Source organism: Cetobacterium somerae ATCC BAA-474, from assembly GCF_000479045.1.
GTDB lineage: Bacteria > Fusobacteriota > Fusobacteriia > Fusobacteriales > Fusobacteriaceae > Cetobacterium_A > Cetobacterium_A somerae.
The window spans coordinates 1-21066 of the sequence record NZ_KI518159.1; the positions used below are offsets into that span (position 1 = coordinate 1).

The window sequence follows — 21066 nt, forward strand, 5'->3', positions numbered from 1 at the left end:
ATGTATTATATTTTCATAAATGTTTAAATTGGTGCAATATAGTTTAATTTTTAAAAAGAAATAAATAAAAATGATAAGTGAAAATATTTTAAGATATTTTTATAGTGAAAGGAGATAGTATGTTCTTTAATAAGAAAAATAAAGAGCTAAAAAAAGAAGTTGCTAATCTAACTGCCATAAATAAAGAATATGAAGAAAAATGTGAATATTACCAAGAGAAATATTTACAAATTAAAACAGAATATGTTGAAGCTCTGAAAAGAAATGAAAACTTTAATAATGCTTTTAGAGAGAGCTTTTCAGAATTATCTTCAAAATTAATATCGGTAGAGATTACACTTTCTAAATTAGAAGAAAAAAATAAAGAGTTCTCAAAAACAGAGATTCTAGTAAGAAAATTCCAAGAGCTTGAAGGAGATTTGATAAAACTATCAAGAGAGATTGGAAGATTGTCAACATTTTTAGAAAAACACACAAACTTTAATAAAGAAACATCAACTTATCAAGCAAATCTTGAAAAATCATATAGAATGTTTAAATAAAAATTTACTAAACGGAGGATAAAACTGCAAATGAAAAAAACGAATAATGATTTATTTCCTGTTATAGACAGAGAACAAGAATTTCAAAAAATATATAATAATACAATAGAAAAAGTTAATTTTATAAATAGCAAATATTCAACAATACATGATGGAGTAGCTTGTGAAGAGTTAGATCCAATGATTGAAAAAATGAATAATTTTGTATTAAACCTTAGTAGAGTAACAAAATTAGAAGAGTATCTTTCATTTAAGTTATTAGTACAAAATATTTTAAAATTATTAGGAGAGTGTAACCATGGAGAGGTATTACCACCTATTCCTGAGTTAGAGCCTACAGTAATTAACGCTATTTTAAAAAACATAAACAAAAATTTAACTGGAGAGTTAACATTAGGTGAAAATGCTCATTTAATAACTTCAGTGGAGTATGAGTTATATAAAAATAATACAAGAGTAGAAAAAATAACAACAAACTCAGGAATTCAAGTTGCAAATTTTGCATCAACTACACCGGGAACATATCAGTTTATAGCAAAATACTATTGGGCTGATAAGTTTAAACAAATTACATCAAATACTGTTATAGTAGAAGAGGATATAGTAATTCCACCTCCAGTAGAAGGAGATTTTCCAACAAATTTACCATACTCAAACTTATGGGCACACACAGTAACAACAAATGGAAACTATGAAATAACACTTAATAATACTTGGGGAGTTATAGATAGTAAAATAGCTGTTTATTTAGATGGAGAATTAGTAGAAGTATTACCAACAAACTTTACAGCTGGAAATAAAGGGTCTGCTAAAAATATTGTACCAACTTCTAAGTATCCTTCAAATAAGGATTTAAAATTTGTTTATAGAGTTACTTATGTAAGAGATGAAAAGACAAATGATAAAGTTGTAGTTTATTATAAAAGTACAACAGGTACAATAGAAATAGCAACTCCAGATGGAGGAGTAAAATATTGTAAATATCCAGAATGGAATTCAGAAATTGAGTATGGTGCAGCTACAAATAAGATAGTATTCTATCAGGGATTCCATTTTAGACATACAGGATGGGCAACTAAAGGAGATGCCCCAAAATTAAATGGAGATTGGTCACCATGGACAAAATTATCAGCTGGTGAAGAGTCACAAATTGGTTGTCCTGGAAATCATTTAATGGATTCAGCAGGGACAAAACCAAATGCTCATTTAGAGCCAATGAATATATCAGAAGTTGAAGGTTTAGGATCTCCAATGGAAAAGATGCATATAACTTATACTCCAGAGTGGGGAAAATGGGGAGGAAGAAAATATACTCCAAAAATAACTCCGTGGAATAAGATATCTCATATGCAATATGCCTTTATAGATGTAATTCCTGATTATACAGGAAAATTTAATACAGATAAAGATGATATATCACATTTAAAAAGATCTGCAGCAGATGCTCCAATTGGAACAAGCTTAAAAGTATCACCAAATATATTTGATCCAGGTGCAGCATTCTCAGCTTATGGTGGAACAAATGCATTTATGACTGAATATAATGAAATGGCAAGAAAATATCCATATGTTAAACCAATAGCTTCATTAGGTGGATGGTCAAGATCAGCATTCTTTAGAGACGCAGCTCAGCCAGATAAAATAGATTATTTTGTTAAAAGATGTATCGACTTTATAAGAGAGTTCAATTTTGTTGGAGTAGATATTGACTGGGAATTCCCTTGTGATAGAAGAGATGGAGATTTAGTTGATAGTCCAAACGATTTAGGAAGTCCAAGAGCAGCAGACGATGAAGAAGTACTATTCACTAACTTAATGAAAGCATTAAGAGGAGCCTTAGATAAAGCAGGACAAGAGGATGGAAAATATTATTTCTTGTCATGTGCTATAGTATCAGGAAAAAAACATATTCAAAAAAGTGGAATAGGAGTATGGCATCCAGCTTGTGACTTTATTAGTTATATGACTTATGATGTACATGGGGCTTTTGATCCAATAACAAACCATCAATCATATTTATTCCAAAACTCAAATGAACCATCATCAGAAACAAATCCAAATGGAAATGCATTTGCAATAGCAGATTTAATTGAATTTGTTACAAAAACATATGGAGTACCAGTTAGCAAAATAACTGTAGGATCGCCATTTTACTCAAGAGGATGGTCTGGAATATTTAAACCGACTTCAGGATGGTTAAACCCAAATACACCAGGATTATATGCTAGAACAAATATAGATGCCTCAACAAATGGAGCGAAGGGATGTTCAGCTCCAGGAACAATGGATGGAGGAAGAGGTGCAGGAGTTTTACCTTTACATCACTTAAATAAATTAATAAAAGGTGAAAATGTATCAGTAAGAACTTTAGATATGAACGGACCAGCTAATCCACATGCAGGAACAATATTAAAAGGTTCAGACTTCCAATATTACTATGATGAAGCAGCACAAGCTCCATACCTATATAATCAGAATGCAGGAATTTTCTATACATTTGAAGATGAAAGATCAGTTGAGACAAAGTGTCAATGGATTGTTGATAATAACTTAGCAGGATTAATTTCATGGGATATAGCTATGGATGACTATGGTATTGATATGCATAGTTCAGAAGCAACAACTGCATATAAATCATTATATCAAGCAGAGCATTTATTAACATCAGTAATATTCGATAAATTTAAAGCAAATTCATTAAGATTAAACTATTTAAATAAAATAGCTAGAAGATAACTAAATCATAATAAAACATAAAGGGGAGGTAACTCCCCTTTAATTATATAAAAATTAAAAAAAGGGAGTTTAAATATGGAAAGAGATGGAAGTATATTTGATCTTGTTGATAAAAATGGTATCACTGCATCTTCTAGTGTATCTATTTGGAATGGAAATGGTCCTGATTTAACATTAGATGATAATGAAGATACATTATTTCACTCTAATCAATATTCTAATGGTGGATATGGGGATGTTTACTTTAAATTTGAAGAATCTAAAGTTATAAATAAAATAGAATTTTTAACAAGACATCCAAGTGCAAATAATGGAAGAATTGATCAATATGAGATTCTTTATAAAAATAGTAATTTTGATGCAGATTGGATTTCTATTTATCAATCTGAAATAACTGAAGAGAAAGGTTGGAAAAACGCTAATTTTCAAGATGTATTAGTTTCAGAAGTTTGTATAAGAGTTCATAGAAGCTATGGAAACTGGATAGTAATGAACGATATAAAGTTTTATTCAAATGCAGTTGTAGAAGATGATTTAAAGACTATTTTCGAATCATTAGATTGTCAGGCAGTAAAATCTCAAGTAAGATTAAAAAATATAACAGAGTTAAAAAATAGATATCAAGATAATTTAGAAATGGTAAATTTATTAGAAGTTGGAAAATATTTATGGCTTAATAATAATCAAGTAACTAGAAAAAAAGTTAAACTATTAGCTTCTAATCAAAATAGAGAAGAGTACTTTAATACTTTAAAAATAAAAAGTAGTTTACCTATAAAAACAGCAGAAATAGCTTTTAAAAGTAAAAAAGAGTATTTGATTATATCAAATGAAAATATTAATTTATATATTGTAGAGAGTTTTGAAAAATTAAGAGATAAAAAAATAGAGATAAAAAAAGGTTTAAATTCAATATATTTAAAAGAGGATACAACTGAAGTTTTCTTAGTTGATGATATAACTAAAAATATTGAGATGACAATATTTAATGCAGATGAGATAAAAAACTATTCTATTGGTAAAGTTAACTATAAAGAGTTTATAAAAGAGAATACAAACATTTTAGGATTAGTTGAAGGAAAGAATTTTATTTGCCAATTAAATAGAGAAGAGATAAAAGATAGTTATAATGAATTTGATTTTTTACAAGGTGTTGAAAACTTGGATGCTATTTTAAATTATATATATTTTTTATTAAATAGAAATGAATATTATCATGTGTCACCATTTAAAAGAGTTTTAATTCAAGGGATAAACAATAATCTTGTTGAGCAAAAAAGTACACAAGATGGAAGCTATACAACTTTTGGTGGAATGTCTAGATTAATGTTTAATAAATCAATTGAAGAGTTAGCAAATCCAAATTTTTGTAGAGTAATAGCAAAAGATTTTATTGGAGAAGTAGATACAAATATAGAACTTCAAGAGTTATTAACATTCTTATTAACAAAAGAGCTTGAATTTAGATATTCAAGAGTAATGATAATTCCTGAGGATATTCAAAAAGCTTTGTGGATTAAATTAAGACTGTTTTTTAATAGTGATAGATTTTTACCAAATATATATAAGAAAATTCAAGAAACTGATTTGAGTGGAATACAGAATCAATTGGAAAAAGTTATTTTATGGGTGGTAGAGATACTACAAAGAGATGTATCTAAGTATTTTGTAGAGAATGGCTATGAAATTTCAAGTGAGATATTATCTAAGTGTAATGAATATCCGGAATTGGCTGTTGACTTAAATGAAGTTAATTTTTCAAATTATAAAGAGTTGATAGAAGAGGAAATATCTATAATAAATGAGAATTATAAGAGAAGTATAGAAGGAAATATTTAAGGGGGAAAAATGAGTTCAGAAATAACTTTTATTAGAAATGGAAATGCTCCTAGTAGTAATAATTTTAATTTAAAATTAAGCTCAAACTCTATAATAAAAAATTTAATAATAGAAAGTCAAAATAATATATTTCCAGAAGAATTAAATTTAGAATTTAAAGATTTTATAGGAAATGATATAACATTAAGAGCTAAAAGGCTGAGAGAGATGGGAAATATACAGGAGTGGGAAGTGGATCCAGTTTTAACAGACTTGGTAAAAGTTAAGATTGGTGAGTCAGAAGCATCAATAATTAATGTAACTCCAGTTTTAACAGATATAAAACCATATTATGCTCAAAGTGATATTGATACAAGAATACCTCAAAGTGATTTTGAAATAACTAGAGTTGACAATGGAATAGAAGTTGAATTAAAAAATAGTAAAATAATTGATAGAATAAAATTAAAAAGAGAGCCTATAAATTTAGAAATATTCTATAGTCCAGGAGAGGGGCAAAGTTGGATATCTTTAACAAATATTCCAATTAGTGGAACATTAAAAATACATCCTGTAATGGTAAAGAAATTTTTATTAACAGGAGAGGGAAATACGCAACTTTCAAAAGAAGAAATTGAAATTTTTATGTTTAATTATTTAAGTGTAGAGATTGAAAATCTATTTTTAAATGATGAGTACACAGAGTTAAAGCCAGAAGTAACAATAGATTATATTATTGAGTTGCAAAAAAAGACAAGCTTAACACAGGAGTATATAGATAAACTATCTACTGCTAGAGATATTCTAATAGGAGGAATGATGGGAGAAATTATTGAATATATAGGCAATGATTTTAAAGTAGTAGAGAGTTTTAATTTTCTAACTGAAGAAAATATATATCGTGTTAGAGCTAATTATGTAGATAGATATGGGAATGAAAAAACTATAGAAACAGAGAATATTAGTGAAGACAAAATAGTAATGTTTGAAAAATTTTATGCTAAAGATATAACTTTTACAATCTTTGCTTCAGCAGAGATAACAAATGTTCAAATAACAGAGATAGAGTTGAATCAAGATGAGTATTATGCTCAAAGTGATATAGATACAAGAGTTGATAAAAATAATTTATTAGCTAGTTCAGGATGTGGAGTCTATGGAGGTTTAGAAGCTGATAGAGCTATTGATGGAAATGAAGCAACAAACTTTCATAGTAATGCGTACACAGATATAGGATATGGAGATTTTTATTTAAAGAACTCCTCTCCAAAAGTTATAGATAGAATAAACATTTTAACAAGACCAAATTCACTAGGAAGAATTGATAACTATAAAATTTTATATAAAGAGAGATCTACAGAAGAGTGGCTAGAAATAGGAGAATCTATAAATGAAGGTATATCTGGAAATTGGAGAAATGTAAAATTTAATCCAGTATTAGCATCAGAAGTATGTATCAGAGTTACAAAATCTAATGATAACTTTGTAATAATTTATGAAATGGATATTTTTAAATACAATAAGTTAAGTGATATGTTAAGAGATTTATTTATTGATGATGAATGCACTCAATTAAAAGAATCTGTTACATTAGAACAGCTTGATGAAATTGAATCTCGTTTAGGAATAACAGAAGAGTATATAAATTTATTTAGAGAAGCAAAAACATTATATGTAAACAGATTGTTACCTCATAAGTTTGAGATAGAAATAGAAAAGAAAAGTGTAATTAAAACATTAAGATTAACAGATATAGGTAGAGTTTTAAAAGGTGAAATAAGATATACAGATAGTCATGAATATGAAAAATTATCTAATTCAGTAGAGATATCTACAATTGGATTAGAAACAGTTTTAGAATTTGAAAATATTTATTCAAAGAATTTTGAACTATCTTTATATGGAGCAATAGAGCAAGGTAGTGAATTTAACATAGAAGTTGTGGAGATTCCACAAGATGAATTTTATGCAAGTGAAGATATAGATGTAAGAGTTGATAAAACAACAATGCTAGCAAAAAGTTTATGTGGACAATATTCAAATAATGCACCTAGATACGCTATAGATAATGATATAAATACCACTTTTCACAGTGCTGATTATAGAAGTTATGGAACAGGGGAGTATGGCGATTTTATTTTAGAATTAGATTTGCCTAAGGTAATAAATAGAGTAAAATTTCAAACTAGACCGTCACATAACGGAAGAATAAAAGCTTATGAAATTTTATATAGAACAAAAAACAATGAAGAGTGGAAAAAAGTATTTGAACAGTTAACAGAGCAAAGTGGAGACTTTAGAGAAGCAGTATTTAAACCAGTATTAGCATCAGAAATATGTATTAGAGTAACAAATGGACATAATTATTTTGTAGTTTTTTATGAGATTGATCTATTTAAATACAATACAATAGAGGAAAGAATTGCAAATCTTTTCACTGATGAAACTCAAAATATAATAAAAGATAGTATTACGTTAGAGGATATAGAAACTTTAGAGGAAGGATTAATAACTGAAAGTTATATAAATACTTTGAAGAAAGCTAAAGAATTATATATTGAGTCGCTAATACCAGAAGAGTTTGAAATATCTTTAAATGAAGATACAATTTTAGATGAAATTCAATTTGTATGTGAGCAAAGAATATTAAAGGTATGTTTAGCATATGAAAACTCCTTAGGTGAAGAGAGAATAATAAGATGTAATCCTTTAATAGATGAAGAAAATGTAACTTTGAATTTTAGAAAAATTTTGACAAAAAAAGCTAAAATTTTAATATATGGAGCAGATAGAGTATATAAAATAAAAAATAATAGTTATATGTTATCTGAATTTTGTTTTAATGAGGATGTGGATACAAGAGTAAAATTTGAAGACTTACAAGTTTCTTCAAATACTGAGGATTCATCTTATCCATTGACGAATATGTTTGATGGAAATTTAGATACAAGATTTCATAGTAGAAACTACAGTGAATATGCTCAGATAAATTTAAAGTTAAATAGAGAGTACTTGATTGATAGATTAAGATTAATTAGCTTTAGAAGTAATACATCTGGATTAATAAATAGATTTAAAGTTTTAGTAAAAGATTTAAATCAAGAAAATGGATGGATTGAGTTTGGAACTTATAATGTAGATTCTTATAAAAATGAGTGGCTAATGGTAGAAAATAAGCCGTATTTAACTGATGAGATATGTATAAGAGTAGAGGATTCAGTTAATAAGTGGGCTATAATTAATGAATTAGAACTGTTTATATATAATCTTCTAGAAGATGAGATTAATAACATTTTTGAAGATTCTACTTTTGAAACTTTAAAATCTAATGTTGAATACGAAGACATTTTATCTTTAGAGAGAAGATGTAGTTTAACAGAAAGCTACAAAGAGAAAGTTAAAAAAGCAAAAGAAATCTATTTAAAAAGAATAGAACCTATATGTTTTGAGATAAAAAATAATAGCTATGAAGTACTAAATAAATTAGAGATTTTATTTAGAGAAGAGGCTGATTATATATATGATATAAGAGTATATTTCAAAAATAATTTTGGTCAGTTAGAGGAGATAGAGAAAAAAACAATAGATTCAAATGAAAATGGAAAGATAAATGTCCAATTTGCTGAGGTATTTACAGAGGAGATAAAGGTAGAAATTTACATAGATGAATATGAAAAGTGGAAAGTAAATTGTATTCATTTAGCTCAAGTGGAACAGGAAATATATTATAATTTAACAGATATTTCGAATAATTATCCAATAGAAAAAGTAGGGATTCAATCAACTTGTGGATATCCTGATGCAGTTGTTTCAATGGTTGATGGTGATATAAATACTTACTACCATTCACAGGGATTAGGTGAAATATTCTTTACTTTTGAAGAGAAAAAGGTTATAGAAAACTTTACATTTATTTCAAGACACGCTAATGGCTCTAATGGAGTGGTTTACAAAGCGACATTATACTTTAGAAATGAGGAAAATGGAAGTTGGAAGTTATTACATATTCATGAAACAGATAGTCCAGTAAGGGGAGAAAATATAATCTCATTTAACCCAACATTAGTAAAAGAGATTTGTATTAAATTTGAAAGAACTCAAGCTAGTGTAGTAGTTCTTAATGATGTAAAGTTTACTATCTATAATAAATTAATTGAAAATATAGGAAATTTATTTGAAGATAAAGTTTTATACAAATCTTTAAGTAGAGGAGTAAAATTATCTACTATAGAAAAATTTAAAGAAAAAGTATCTACAAATAAGGGATTATTGGCTAAACTTTATATAGCAGAATCTATTTTGAAAAATAAAAATGAGTTACCTTTTGAAACTTATAAAATAAAAAGCATACCTCAAGATACTAACTATTATTTTGGACCGTTAAAAACAAACGGAACTGGAGATATTTCATTGACACCGTATTATATACTTCCAAATAGAGATTATGCATTTATATGTAGTAAAGATTTAAATGCACATATAATTTTAAGAGAAAACAAACCTCAAGCAGAGCATTCGTTCTTATTAAAGAAGGGGTTAAATATAATTAACTTAGGTGAGTTAACAGGACAATTAGTTTTAACAGGAAGTAGAAAAGAGGAAATAGAGCTATACTCTTTAAATGAAAAAAATGCACTAATTTATAGATATGGAATTACAAAAGAGGAAGAGTTTTATAAAACTCCAGATAACACAACATTAATAGAAAATAGAGATGGAGTAAAATTAAATTCAAACTTAGCTTATGTAGAGGGAAGAAACTTTATAGGAGCAGTAAAATTTGATTGGCTAAAAAGCAATATTGCAGAAGGAACATTAAATCAAAGAATAGAGATTACAGATGAGTTTTTAGATTTTCTTTATTATATAGATAACTCTAACTCTCATTTTAATAATTCTATTCCATATAAAAGGGTTATGTGGATAGGAGTAAGTGAAAATAATCCACATGCAGGAGGAGCTTTTGTAGGAGGATATACAGCTTATAGTGGTGGAAGTCATGATATACTAAATGCGAGTTTAAGAAATTTTGCTTCATCATGGGTTGTAGGTCATGAAGTTGGACATGAAATGGATGTAAATAATTATCACATGGGATTATTTGGAGAAGTAAGTAATAACTGGTATGCTAATGAAGCTAGAATTGAATATACAAATAGTGTTAGAGAAAATGTATATGATCAATTAAAGATATTAGAGACAAGTACTGAAAGCATTTTTAATATCAATGTATTTGCAGTATTAGCATTCTGGTATAAATTTAGATTATATTATGGAGAGGGAGATTTCTTTGTAAAAATGCATAAGTACATGCAAGCTATCGAAACGAGCTCTACTGAAGACATTTCAGGTAAATTAGCTACTTATGTAACTAAAATAGTAAAAAGAGATGCAAGTGACTATTTCATAAAGCATGGATTTACACTAACTCAAGAAGCAATAGATTATTGTAATACTTATCCTAAATTTACAAAAGATATAGCTTTAATAAACTGGGATAATCAAAATGAGTTTAGAGAAGAGGAAAAAAGAACATTTAACAGTAATTATAGAAATAATATATAAAAAACTTTACTTTGTTAATTTATTTATATATTATAGTGTGTAAATAAATTAAAGAGGAGATTAGTAAAGTATGGGGAAAGAGTTTGTTATAGATATAATGACATATGTTCTTACAATTATTGGAATTTTAAATCCATTTGGAAATGTGCCATTATTTATGACATTAACAAAGGATCAAAATCCTGAAATAAGAAAAAAAATGTATAATGCTATTGTTATTTCTGGTTTTGGAATTGTAACAGGTTTTATAGTTGCTGGAGATTTTTTCATGAATTATCTGTATAAAATAGGGATGAATGAATTAAGAGTGGCAGGAGGAATGATACTAGTTGTAGTTGCTTTTAGAAACTTGTTAGGTTTGGGAGCATCTAAAGAGAGTTCGGGAAATGTAATGTCTGAAAAAGACGCTATACGGTATGCAATAACACCACTAACTTTTCCTATGCTTGTGGGACCTGGAACAATATCAACTGTGATGATTATTCATAAAGAAGCAGGTCTAATAATATCTGTAGGAGCTGTTGCAGTTACTTTTTTAATAATGAAGTTTTTATTTAGTATTTCAGATTGGTTAGATAAAGTTTTAGGAGAGGTTGTTTTATTTGTACTATCAAGAGTAATGCAAATATTTATAATGTCTGCAGGTGTAAAACTAGTATCAAACGGAATAAAAGGAATATTTTTAGGATAAAAATAGGAGAGCTTATCTCTCCTATTTTTTATTTAAATTGTAACAGCAAAAATTATTTTTGTATGTTTTGAAGTGAAATTTTCCCAACTATGTTTAACAAATTTTTCAATTTTAATACTATCTCCTTGGAAAAGAACATATGATTCGTTATCTAAGTGCAGTTTAACTTCACCTTCTAGTACAAATGCGACCTCTTGACCTTCGTGGCCAATTTCTTTTTCTTTAGAGGATGAATATGGTTCTAAATTTAAAATCATAAATTCAACTTGTGTCTGAGGTTCAGGACTTAAAATTTCATAAGAAACACCTTCACTTTTAGAGGGTTTAATAACTTTTCTTTCTTGAGCCCTAACTATATGTACTTTTTTTAAAGTTTCTTCTAAAAAAAATTTATAAAGTGGTATATTTAGGGCTTTAGATAGACCTTTTAATGTATTGATAGATGGATTTGTAATCCCTTTTTCAATTTGACTTAAAAGAGCAGATGTAGAGTTTATCATTTCTGCTAATTCTTTTAAACTTAATTTTTGGTCAGTTCTAAATTTTTTTATTTTTAATCCTAAATTGATTTCGTTCATTTTAAATATCTCCTAAATATAATTTGCTATATTAAAGTATAACTTATTTTAGCTTTATTTGCAAAAATTAGACTAAATAAAAATATTGCAAATACTATACAAATGTAGTATAATTTAAAAAAAGCATTGGAGGTTAAAGATGTCTGAAAATACAATGATTTGTTATTGCAAAGGAGTTACTTTAGGAAAAGTTTTAGCTGCAATAGAAAATGGAGCTACTACATTAGTAGAAGTAATAGATACAACAGGTGCAGGTTCAGCTTGCGGAAGATGTGTCGATAGAATAGAAGCAATAATTGAAGAGAAAAAATAAAAAATAAGCTCTATCATGTTTAATGATAGAGCTCTTTTTGTATTTTACCACATAGAAGGAGTTGCAGTATATTGACCTGTTTGAGAATTCTCTTCAACATTAAGATAAACAACTTGATTTGAATTAGCATTAACATAGTTTGAAATAGCAGATACTAAATAAGGAAAACTACTTCTAGGATCACTATTGTCACTTTTTAAGCTTCCAACAACTTGCCAAACTGCACTATTATTTTTAGTGAAAGCTGAAAGCTCTAATCTTTTAACAAAATATGTAGAAGCACTTATAGAATTCATCCACATATCTCCATAGAATCCATTATATATACCTCCATAAGGACCATTCCACCATGGATTTACAGGAGCTGGATATGATTCGATTGAAGTGTAAGGGCCTTTAATTTTATAGTTGTAAACTATATTATATAAGGCGTTTTTTTGATTAAAGGTTCGAGTATATCCTTTATTTTGTAACATATTTTGTAAAATAACTTCAAATGATTGTTGTTGAAGTTGTAACCCAGGAGTGTTTGTAGAAAGATAATATGTACCTCCATAAGCTTGCATAGTTGAGTATGAATCAACGGCAACAACTCGACTATCTAAGGCACTACACCCTTGAAGTAAAAGCATTAAAAAAGAAAATAAAATAGAAATTTTTTTTATCATAAAATTTAACCTCCTATAAGGAATAATTATAATTTTTATTCGAAAAAAAAGAGTAATTCCTTTTAAAAAGAAAAACAAATAAATTTTTTAAAAGGAAAAAGAATTAATTCTTTGTATACTTAAGCTGAAAATGGAAAAAAACATGGTTTATTATGGGAGGTAAATTATGAAAAAATTATTTTTAAAAACACTTATAGGATCACTACTTATTGCAGGAGCATCTTATGCAGAAGAGTTCACACCTAATGGTAGTTTAGGATTTACTCAAACTTTTTATGGAAATGCAGGAAAATATAAAACTGAATCTTCACATCCATCAGCTGTTTTAAGTTATAATTTCGCAAAAGATTGGAATATAAGTTTACAGTGGGATAGAGTTTGGAATATGTATGATTACAATGGTGGAGAAAATCAACAGGATAATAACTTTAGTGGACCGAAAGCAACATTGAGTTATGATCATGGAATGATAGAAAACTCAAAAATTAAATGGACTTCATCTTTAATGGTAGAAAATGAAGCTGAGTTTAATGGAACAAATCAAACTTATGTATTTGCTCAAACAGCATTTGATTTTTCTGAATACATTCCAAAAGGACAGTATGTTCAAGCAACACAATTTGCAATATCACCAATGTATATTTATGGATGGAGTACAAAAGGACCAGCAGGACACGTTAATACAGGAATTTTAAGTTTATTAACAAATTGGCAATTACCAGCTGACTTTACATTTACATTTAATGCATATGCATTTAGAGAGTGGTATAATGGAAGTTTTGAAATAGAAAATCAAACATCAGGAGCAAACTATAATTCAGCAAATTACTTTATGGTTTTAGCTTGGTTAGGTTACTCAAAAGAGTTATATAAATTTAATGATCAAACATCATTAGCATTTAACTTTACTGGAGGATTTGATCCATATATCTCCTCTAATAGAAGTGCTGCATGGGATCCGTTCATAGTTGGAAATCAAATGTATGAGTGGTTAGGACCAGCAGTAGATAGTGGAAATAACAAGAATAGTTATGCAGTATTTGCTTTACCTCAATTAGAACTAACTTATAATTATACAGATGATTTATCATTCTCTGTTTTTGCACAAGTTAAATATTCAAACCAAGTTTGGGGAGATACAGAAAAAGATTGGAAACTACAACCACAAGGTGGAGTTAGTGTAACATACGATTTCTAATATATTTTTAATAGATAAAGAGCTATCAAAGGTAGCTCTTTTTTTAGTTTTGATATATAATAAAAAATATAAAATTGGGGAGGTTTTTTAATGAAAAAGATTAATAGTATTATTATGTTTTTACTTTTATCTGTAACAATTTTAGCAGCACCATTAAAAGTTGGATTGATTTTAGCTATGGGAGGATTAGGTGATAAATCTTTTAATGATTCGGCTTATGCAGGGCTTTTAAAAGCACAAAAAGATTTTAATGTTGAGGTAAAATATGTAGAACCAAACTCTTGGATGGAAGATGCTTATTTTCTAGAGGAGTATTCTCAGAATGGATTTGATTTAATAATTGCAACATCTTATACTGCTCAAGATGCTATGGAAGATATTAGTTCTAAGTTTCCAAATACAAAGTATGCAATAGTTGATACAAGAGCTAAAGAGGGTGAGAACATTGCATCATTAGTTTTTGATGAAAGTGAGGGGTCATTTTTAGTTGGAGCTATTGCAGCTAAGATGAGTAAAACAGGAAAAGTAGGTTTTATAGGAGCGCTGGATATACCATTAATAAATAGATTTAAATCAGGGTATGAGCAAGGAGCTAAATATGTAAATCCAAACATTTCTGTGATAACAACATATGTAGGTGGAGATGCTCCTTTTAGTGATCCTTTAAAAGGAAAGGAACATGCTTATTCTTTAGCAAATCAAGGAGTGGATGTTATATATCATGCTTCAGGAAATACTGGAATAGGGATTTTAGAGGGGGTAAAAGAAAAAGGAATTTATGGTATTGGGGTAGACTGTGATCAAGATGACATAGTAAAAGGGCAAGTTTTAACATCGATGTTAAAAAATGTAAATAATGCAATTTATAAAGTGATAGAAGACACTGTAAATGGAGAGTTTAAAGGTCAAGTATATAACTTTGGATTAAAAGAAAATGGTGTAGGAACTACTGATTTTAAATATACAAGACAGATTATTGGAAGTGAGAATATAAATTTTGTTGAAAATTTAAAAGCTGATATAATTTCTGGAAAAATAAAGGTGAATTAGTGATGGAAATACTTGTAATAGCGACACATCCAAATATTAAGGAATCTAGAGTTAATAAAGTTTGGATAGAAACTTTAAAAAAAGAGAACAATGTAACAGTTAGATTTTTAGATGAAATCTATAGAGAAGATAAAAAAATTAATGTGGAAAAAGAGAAAGATTTTCTAGAAAAATCTGAGAGGGTAGTGTTTCAATTTCCTTTTTATTGGTATAGTATGCCAGCCTTAATGAGAGAGTATTTTGATAGCGTACTCCAATTTGGATGGGCTTATGGACCAAAGGGAGATGCCTTAAAAGGAAAAGAATTTTTAGTAGCTCTTTCTGTGGGAGCTCCGGAATATTCGTACATGGGTGGTAGTTACAATAATTTTACAATAACTGAGTTATTGAGACCATTAGAAGCTACAGCAAATGCAGTACAAATGACTTATTTACCGTATTTTGCTCTTTTTGATATACCTAGATTATCTGATGAAGAAATTGAAGAGTCAGCAAAGAAATATATAAAGCATATAAATAATGAGGATATAAATCATAGAAAGTTTTTAGAGAGATTGAAAAAAGAGAATCAAGAAAGTAGTTTTATAGATTTATAAAAAAAGGTCACTTTTAGAGTGGCCTTTTTTCATAGTTTATTTACTTTTACTAATAACTTTGTTTGTCTAAAACAGGAGCTACAATAACTTCTTTTCCAACTACAACAGGCTCTACAACTACAACTTCTTCAACAACAGGCTCAGGCTGAGGTTCAGAACTAGAGCATCCAATGAAGAATAAACTAAAGAAAACACTTGCTAAAACAACTTTTTTCATAATTTTTGGCCTCCTTTGATATTTTGAATTAACATAATATACTGAGATTTAAAGAAACTTCTTTTTTTCTGAAAGAAAATTAATAAAGTTTTTCAAAAACAAGTTGTCTGCTAGAATGGTTTTCTAAGTTAGAAAAAGAAACACCGAGAAGTTTGATATTATTTACTAAATCTAAAGAGCTTAAAATTTCATCGAGCATTCCTTTCAAAATCTCTTTATCATCACTAGGAATAAATCGAGTTTTAGATCTAGTTATAGTTTCTCTATTTTTAAACCGTACTTTTAAAGATACAGTTTTAGTGAGAAGTTTTTTTCTTTGAAGCCGATTATATGACCATTGGAAAAGAGCATCGATTTCTCGACTAATTTCCTCCTCTGAATCAAGTGGGATTCTAAATGTATTTTCGTTTCCAATAGAGTGAATAGCTCGATTGAACTCTACTTCACGATGATCAATTCCACGGCTATATGTGTAGAGCATTCCTCCGCGAGAGCTTCCATATTTTGCAATAAGTTCTTTTAAAGAAAATGGGTAGATATCTTTAACAAAATGAATATTATTTTTATTTAAAATTTTTTCAAATTGCTTTCCAACACCAGGAAGTTTACGAATATTTTTTTCTTTTATAAATTCAATGAACTCATCTTCATTATTAAAAATATATTGTCCACCAGGTTTGTTTATATCAGAAGCAATTTTAGCTGTTAATTTATTAGGTCCAATTCCTACAGAACAAGTAAGTCCCGTAATTTCATGAATTCTTTTTCTAAAAGTGGTAGCAAAGCTTTCTTTTGATTGAAACCTTGAAATAATATCAGTTATATCAATAAATCCTTCATCGAGAGCTATAAATTCTACCTTGTGAGTAATTTTTAAAACGAGCTCATGAATAATTTTAGATTCATAAGCATATTTATCTTTATTTACAGGGAGGACAATGAGTTTAGGGCATAATCTTTTAGCATCTAAGGTATTCATTGCAGAATGGATGCCAAACTTACGAGCAGGATAACTAGCAGTTGTGACAACGCCACCAGCAACAACAATGGGCTTATCCTTATATTTGGGATTATCTCTAATCTCAATAGAAGCATAAAAAGCGTCCATATCGTAGTGCATTATTAATTTTCTCATTTTGCCTCCTTTTGATTTTATTTACATTTATAGAAACCCTCATAAAATAAGGGTTTCTTAATTTTAGTTATTTTATAAGTTGTTTAGTTTTTTTATATGTAGCTAACAAGTAGCTAACAAGTAGCTAACAAAATATTAATTCAATAATTCTACAGCTTTTCTTAATTCCTCAGTATCTTTGTGAGTATAAACATTTTCTGTAATAGAAAAATCAGAATGACCAATAAGCTTAATAATTGAAGTTTGGTTGGCATTAGCATTATTTAATAAAGTAGCAAAAGTATGACGAGTATCATGAATAGTATGAGATTCAATATTCAACTCTTTTAATAGCTTTTGAAATCTAGGTTTAAAAGTTGAATAAGCTAACTTTTTAGTAGTGTCCCCTTTTACAAAATATTCTTGATCTTTTATCATATTAGTAAGAAATAAGTTAAAGATTTTAGAAGAGATTGGAATTACTCTAATACCTGCATCTGTTTTACTTTCTTTTATAGTAAGGCATGAGTTATGTAAATCGATATCTTCATTTTTTAGGTTAAGAAGTTCACCAATTCTCATACCAGTATAGATAAGAATTAGAACTATATAGATATATTTACAATAGTAGGTATCAGTATCAAGATTTTTCCATAGGATTTCAATTTCATCCTTAGAAAATACTCTTCTATCTATAACTTTTACTCTTTTACCTAAATCAATAAACTTAACTTTGTTAGAATCAACAATTTCATTTTTAAATGCAAAATCAAATATCATATTAAGGACACTTTTACAAGCATTTCTAAAACTCCAGGAAGTTTGCATATTATCAAATATTTCCTGCATATCATATACTTTTATGTCATTTATTTTAAAGTTGTCTAGTGGCTCTAAAGCTCTTAATCTATAAAGATTGGTCTTAATTGTAGATTCGTTAGTAACTTTTTTCTTATAGTTTTCCCACCAAAGTTCTTTAATTTCTTTAAATGTTACTTTACTAAATAGAAGTGGATTTCTAACATATTTTATTAGAACTTCTTGTGCTTCTCTTTTAGTTTCAAAGGTTCCAATTAATTTTCTAACTTGTCGACCATCAAGAGAATAACCAGTAGTTATGGCAACAGCCCAAGGTTTCCTCCTTTTACCAGATAACTTGTAAACAGAACCGCCTCCATTTATATTTTTCATAAATTTCTCCTCCTTAAATTATATTTAAAAAAGAGAGGATTATATTATATAATACTCTCTTCACCAAAAATTTTCAATTAAATTTTAATTTGTTCATGGAAAAATTTTCGACTAATTTTTCCAGCAATAAGAGCTTCTTTAGGTGTTCCTAAAGAGATAAGTTTGTGATTTAATGCTCTAATCATATTATAAGCTTTATTCTTAGAGCAACCACATAATTCAGCGATATCATCGCTAGTATACATATTACCATTACCATAATTTCTTTTAGTTACCATCATATTAATCCTCCATATTATGTTATGTTACTTTATAATATATACTTATCTTTATCTTTTATGTAATCGTAAAACGCAATTAGCTCAAATCCAATGTTATCAGAAATTCCAATATTAGATTTTTTGAGTTCACTAATGTTTGTGCCAAAGTTTTTGTTTATTTGTCTTTTTATCAGTGAAAGAGTAATATTGGAGATTCCTCTGAAGTTAGGGAGTTTGCGTGTTTCTCCATTAGAAATCATCCTTATAACAATAGAATTAAATTCTTCATCTGTATCTTTTGGAATTATATCGCCTGTGATATTTATGATTTTTGAAGTTAATGGTGAATAATTAAATTCCTGATGAAGAATAAGTCCATTATGCTCATTTTTAATAATAGGACTGATTATAGAGATATTAGGATTTTTATTGAAAAAATTATATTCCAATAAATTTTCTGTTACTCCAAATCCATTAATAGCATATTTTAAACAAAGAGGTTTGTTTAATAGTTTAACCAAAACTCTATTTTCATAAAGAATGACAAACTCTACATCATCAGTAGTCCCATGAATAGCTTCAAGTACAAATTTTATAGACTTTGAGTTTAACGGATTATGAAATTCACCGAGTGCTAAAGCATGGAAGAATGAGGCATATTCAACAATACCATCAATAACATGATTAGGCGGTATTTTATCAAGATACATAACTTTTATAATTCCAGAAGTTAATTTAGTTATTAATCCTTTAGCTCTGCTATCGAATTTATCATCAATTTTTATTTTACTTAAATCGATAGTGTGAGGTCGTAACTCAACCAATGACTTACCAAACTTGTCAAAATGTTCAGGTTCAATTTTATTGTAGTTTCTTTTGCCTAAAAAGTCCTTATAATGTGGAACAAGAGCAGCTTGTTTTGATAAAAAGGCTTCATCTTTAAGTGCTGCTGAAAAATTTGACAAAAGTTTATCAATAGTGAAATCATTATTTGAAATAATATCAGTATATGAATTTCCAATAAACACACAAGACAGATTAGATGTAGTCTGTTTTGTTTTATTAAGATTATAACTGTATGATGTTAAGAGGTTCTTAAACTCCGATATAATTGCTAATGGCAAGGTTGTACACTCTTCAAAGATACAAATATCTTTTGAGAAAATAGCCTCATTTTTATCTGAATCTGAAGTTTTTTTAGCATCACCTCTTAGTTGAGCAGAGGTGATGGGTTCAGATAGAATGTTAATATTCTCAAATCCTAAGGAGTCATAAAGAACACTTTTTCCTTCTGAACGCTGTCCACAAAGCAATATTGAAATTTTAGGTTCAGCTATGGGTGCTAACTTAACTATACTGCTCATAATAACTATAAGAGGTATGGGTGGTATAACTCCAATTGTTTGATGTATTTTATTCAAAATATCTTTAGTACTCATTTATATCAACTCCTAATTTGATAACATCGTTATATGAAAGAGGAAATGATAAGCTCTTGTGATGATAAAAAGTTTTCGTTCCCTCTAATAACTCCATCCAATTTATTTCAATATCTTTATTTGTTCCAATAGGTGTAACATCATATAGTTCAAATCTCTCCTTTGTTTTGTTATAGATTATATTTTCAGGTGTAAGGCTTTCAAATATAAAATTTTTAACAATTTTTAAATCATTATTAATTTTTATATATAAATTAGGATCATTTGAAATTGGAAGTTCAAAATCCAAATCATCTTTACAAAATGCAATATTTAAATCGAGTAATTTTTTATATAAATTAATTTTATCAATAAGTGTAGAAATCTCATTGAATTCATCAATCTCTTCTAATTTATCAAATATATTTATAATATATTTAGATGCATTCAAAAGAGATTCAGTTTTAGTAATTCTATCGAGTAAATTTTTTAATTCTAAAACATCTAAATTAGAGTCACCTAATTTATTGATTGTTTCTCTTAATTCCCTATAAAACCCTCTCATTTTTAGTTGTTCTTTGAAGTTTGATATAATTTTTTTTAAATTTTTTTTAATTTTCTCTTCATTTTCTTCGAGGTTTTTATTTAAGCGTTTCAGATATATTTTTTTTTGTTCTTTTAGAAACCTCAAAATATTATTATCGTCATTATTAAATAAAAAGTTATTGACGACTCTAATAACTTTTCTAGATAGAGCTGTAGCATTAGATATAAAATTAGTAATGTCATCTTTATAATAAGGGATTAAACTCTCCCAATTAAAAAAATTACCAACAAAGTTAACACTTTTTGTATCTGAATAAGGATTGATATAAATATACCTATTATCATATTTGATTACAATGTCATTAACAATTTCCCCCCTTTCTTTTATTTCCTTAGCTATATAATAAGGATTTAATCTACTTTTAAGTAATGAATCAAAAGTTGGTATGTTCATATTTTTCATAAATCTCCTTTTTAATTTGATATTAACTAATAAAAATATTGTATATTATAAAAAAATATAAAGAAATAGCTTAAAAATAAAAATAAAAATATAAAAATAAGT

The 21066-nt window shown here is 27.8% G+C and carries 17 protein-coding genes; 9 read left to right on the forward strand and 8 right to left on the reverse strand.

Annotation, left to right across the window (positions count from 1 at the left end; genetic code table 11):
- Window positions 1-119 precede the first annotated feature (119 nt).
- From HMPREF0202_RS07090 to HMPREF0202_RS07110, 5 genes are all read left to right on the forward strand, one after another.
- Window positions 120-542 carry a hypothetical protein gene (locus HMPREF0202_RS07090; RefSeq protein ID WP_040406804.1) on the forward strand — a complete coding sequence of 141 codons (423 nt, stop codon included), beginning with the start codon at window positions 120-122 and terminating at the stop codon, window positions 540-542.
- Between the two features lie 30 nt (window positions 543-572).
- Window positions 573-3278, forward strand: a complete 2706-nt coding sequence (locus HMPREF0202_RS14755) for a glycosyl hydrolase family 18 protein (protein WP_023050219.1) — start codon at window positions 573-575, stop codon at window positions 3276-3278.
- 75 nt (window positions 3279-3353) lie between these two features.
- On the forward strand, window positions 3354-5117 hold the full coding sequence (locus HMPREF0202_RS07100; RefSeq protein WP_023050220.1) for a discoidin domain-containing protein: 1764 nt from the start codon (window positions 3354-3356) through the stop codon (window positions 5115-5117).
- A gap of 9 nt (window positions 5118-5126) precedes the next feature.
- Window positions 5127-10661, forward strand: a complete 5535-nt coding sequence (locus HMPREF0202_RS07105; protein WP_023050221.1) for a discoidin domain-containing protein — start codon at window positions 5127-5129, stop codon at window positions 10659-10661.
- 70 nt (window positions 10662-10731) lie between these two features.
- The gene (locus tag HMPREF0202_RS07110) at window positions 10732-11352 is read left to right on the forward strand and encodes a MarC family protein (RefSeq protein ID WP_023050222.1); all 621 of its coding nucleotides are present in this window, start codon (window positions 10732-10734) and stop codon (window positions 11350-11352) included.
- 32 nt (window positions 11353-11384) lie between these two features.
- On the opposite strand, the gene HMPREF0202_RS07115 is transcribed toward HMPREF0202_RS07110, so the two are convergent.
- Window positions 11385-11930 carry a helix-turn-helix domain-containing protein gene (locus HMPREF0202_RS07115; RefSeq protein ID WP_023050223.1) on the reverse strand — a complete coding sequence of 182 codons (546 nt, stop codon included), beginning with the start codon at window positions 11928-11930 and terminating at the stop codon, window positions 11385-11387.
- 139 nt (window positions 11931-12069) lie between these two features.
- Between HMPREF0202_RS07115 and HMPREF0202_RS14970 the strand changes: the two genes are divergently transcribed.
- Window positions 12070-12243: a (2Fe-2S)-binding protein gene (locus HMPREF0202_RS14970; protein WP_023050224.1), complete on the forward strand. Its 174-nt coding sequence runs from the start codon at window positions 12070-12072 to the stop codon at window positions 12241-12243.
- Between the two features lie 44 nt (window positions 12244-12287).
- Here the strand turns inward: HMPREF0202_RS14970 and HMPREF0202_RS07120 are convergent, their stop codons facing one another.
- Window positions 12288-12911, reverse strand: a complete 624-nt coding sequence (locus HMPREF0202_RS07120) for a DUF4136 domain-containing protein (RefSeq protein ID WP_023050225.1) — start codon at window positions 12909-12911, stop codon at window positions 12288-12290.
- Between the two features lie 166 nt (window positions 12912-13077).
- Here HMPREF0202_RS07120 and HMPREF0202_RS14975 point away from each other — a divergent pair, with 166 nt between their 5' ends.
- From HMPREF0202_RS14975 to HMPREF0202_RS07135, 3 genes are all read left to right on the forward strand, one after another.
- Window positions 13078-14109 (forward strand): FomA family porin-like outer membrane protein, encoded by a 1032-nt coding sequence (locus HMPREF0202_RS14975; protein WP_023050226.1) that lies wholly within the window; start codon window positions 13078-13080, stop codon window positions 14107-14109.
- Between the two features lie 90 nt (window positions 14110-14199).
- The gene (locus tag HMPREF0202_RS07130; RefSeq protein WP_023050227.1) at window positions 14200-15159 is read left to right on the forward strand and encodes a BMP family lipoprotein; all 960 of its coding nucleotides are present in this window, start codon (window positions 14200-14202) and stop codon (window positions 15157-15159) included.
- A gap of 2 nt (window positions 15160-15161) precedes the next feature.
- Complete coding sequence (locus HMPREF0202_RS07135) at window positions 15162-15755, forward strand: NAD(P)H-dependent oxidoreductase (RefSeq protein ID WP_023050228.1); 594 nt, start codon at window positions 15162-15164, stop codon at window positions 15753-15755.
- A gap of 49 nt (window positions 15756-15804) precedes the next feature.
- Here HMPREF0202_RS07135 and HMPREF0202_RS15100 read toward each other — a convergent pair whose 3' ends face one another.
- The 6 genes from HMPREF0202_RS15100 to HMPREF0202_RS07160 form a co-directional block, all read right to left on the reverse strand.
- Entirely contained in the window at window positions 15805-15972 is a 168-nt protein-coding gene (locus tag HMPREF0202_RS15100) for a hypothetical protein (protein ID WP_023050229.1), read from the reverse strand.
- A gap of 79 nt (window positions 15973-16051) precedes the next feature.
- On the reverse strand, window positions 16052-17107 hold the full coding sequence (dinB, locus tag HMPREF0202_RS07140) for a DNA polymerase IV (protein WP_023050230.1): 1056 nt from the start codon (window positions 17105-17107) through the stop codon (window positions 16052-16054).
- Between the two features lie 135 nt (window positions 17108-17242).
- Complete coding sequence (locus HMPREF0202_RS07145) at window positions 17243-18277, reverse strand: tyrosine-type recombinase/integrase (RefSeq protein ID WP_023050231.1); 1035 nt, start codon at window positions 18275-18277, stop codon at window positions 17243-17245.
- Between the two features lie 77 nt (window positions 18278-18354).
- The gene (locus tag HMPREF0202_RS07150) at window positions 18355-18558 is read right to left on the reverse strand and encodes a MerR family transcriptional regulator (protein WP_023050232.1); all 204 of its coding nucleotides are present in this window, start codon (window positions 18556-18558) and stop codon (window positions 18355-18357) included.
- A 29-nt stretch (window positions 18559-18587) separates the two neighbouring features.
- Window positions 18588-19976 (reverse strand): BREX system Lon protease-like protein BrxL, encoded by a 1389-nt coding sequence (locus tag HMPREF0202_RS07155; RefSeq protein ID WP_023050233.1) that lies wholly within the window; start codon window positions 19974-19976, stop codon window positions 18588-18590.
- Complete coding sequence (locus tag HMPREF0202_RS07160; RefSeq protein ID WP_023050234.1) at window positions 19966-20964, reverse strand: hypothetical protein; 999 nt, start codon at window positions 20962-20964, stop codon at window positions 19966-19968. The genes HMPREF0202_RS07155 and HMPREF0202_RS07160 overlap by 11 nt, the downstream gene beginning before the upstream one ends.
- Between the last annotated feature and the right edge of the window lie 102 nt (window positions 20965-21066).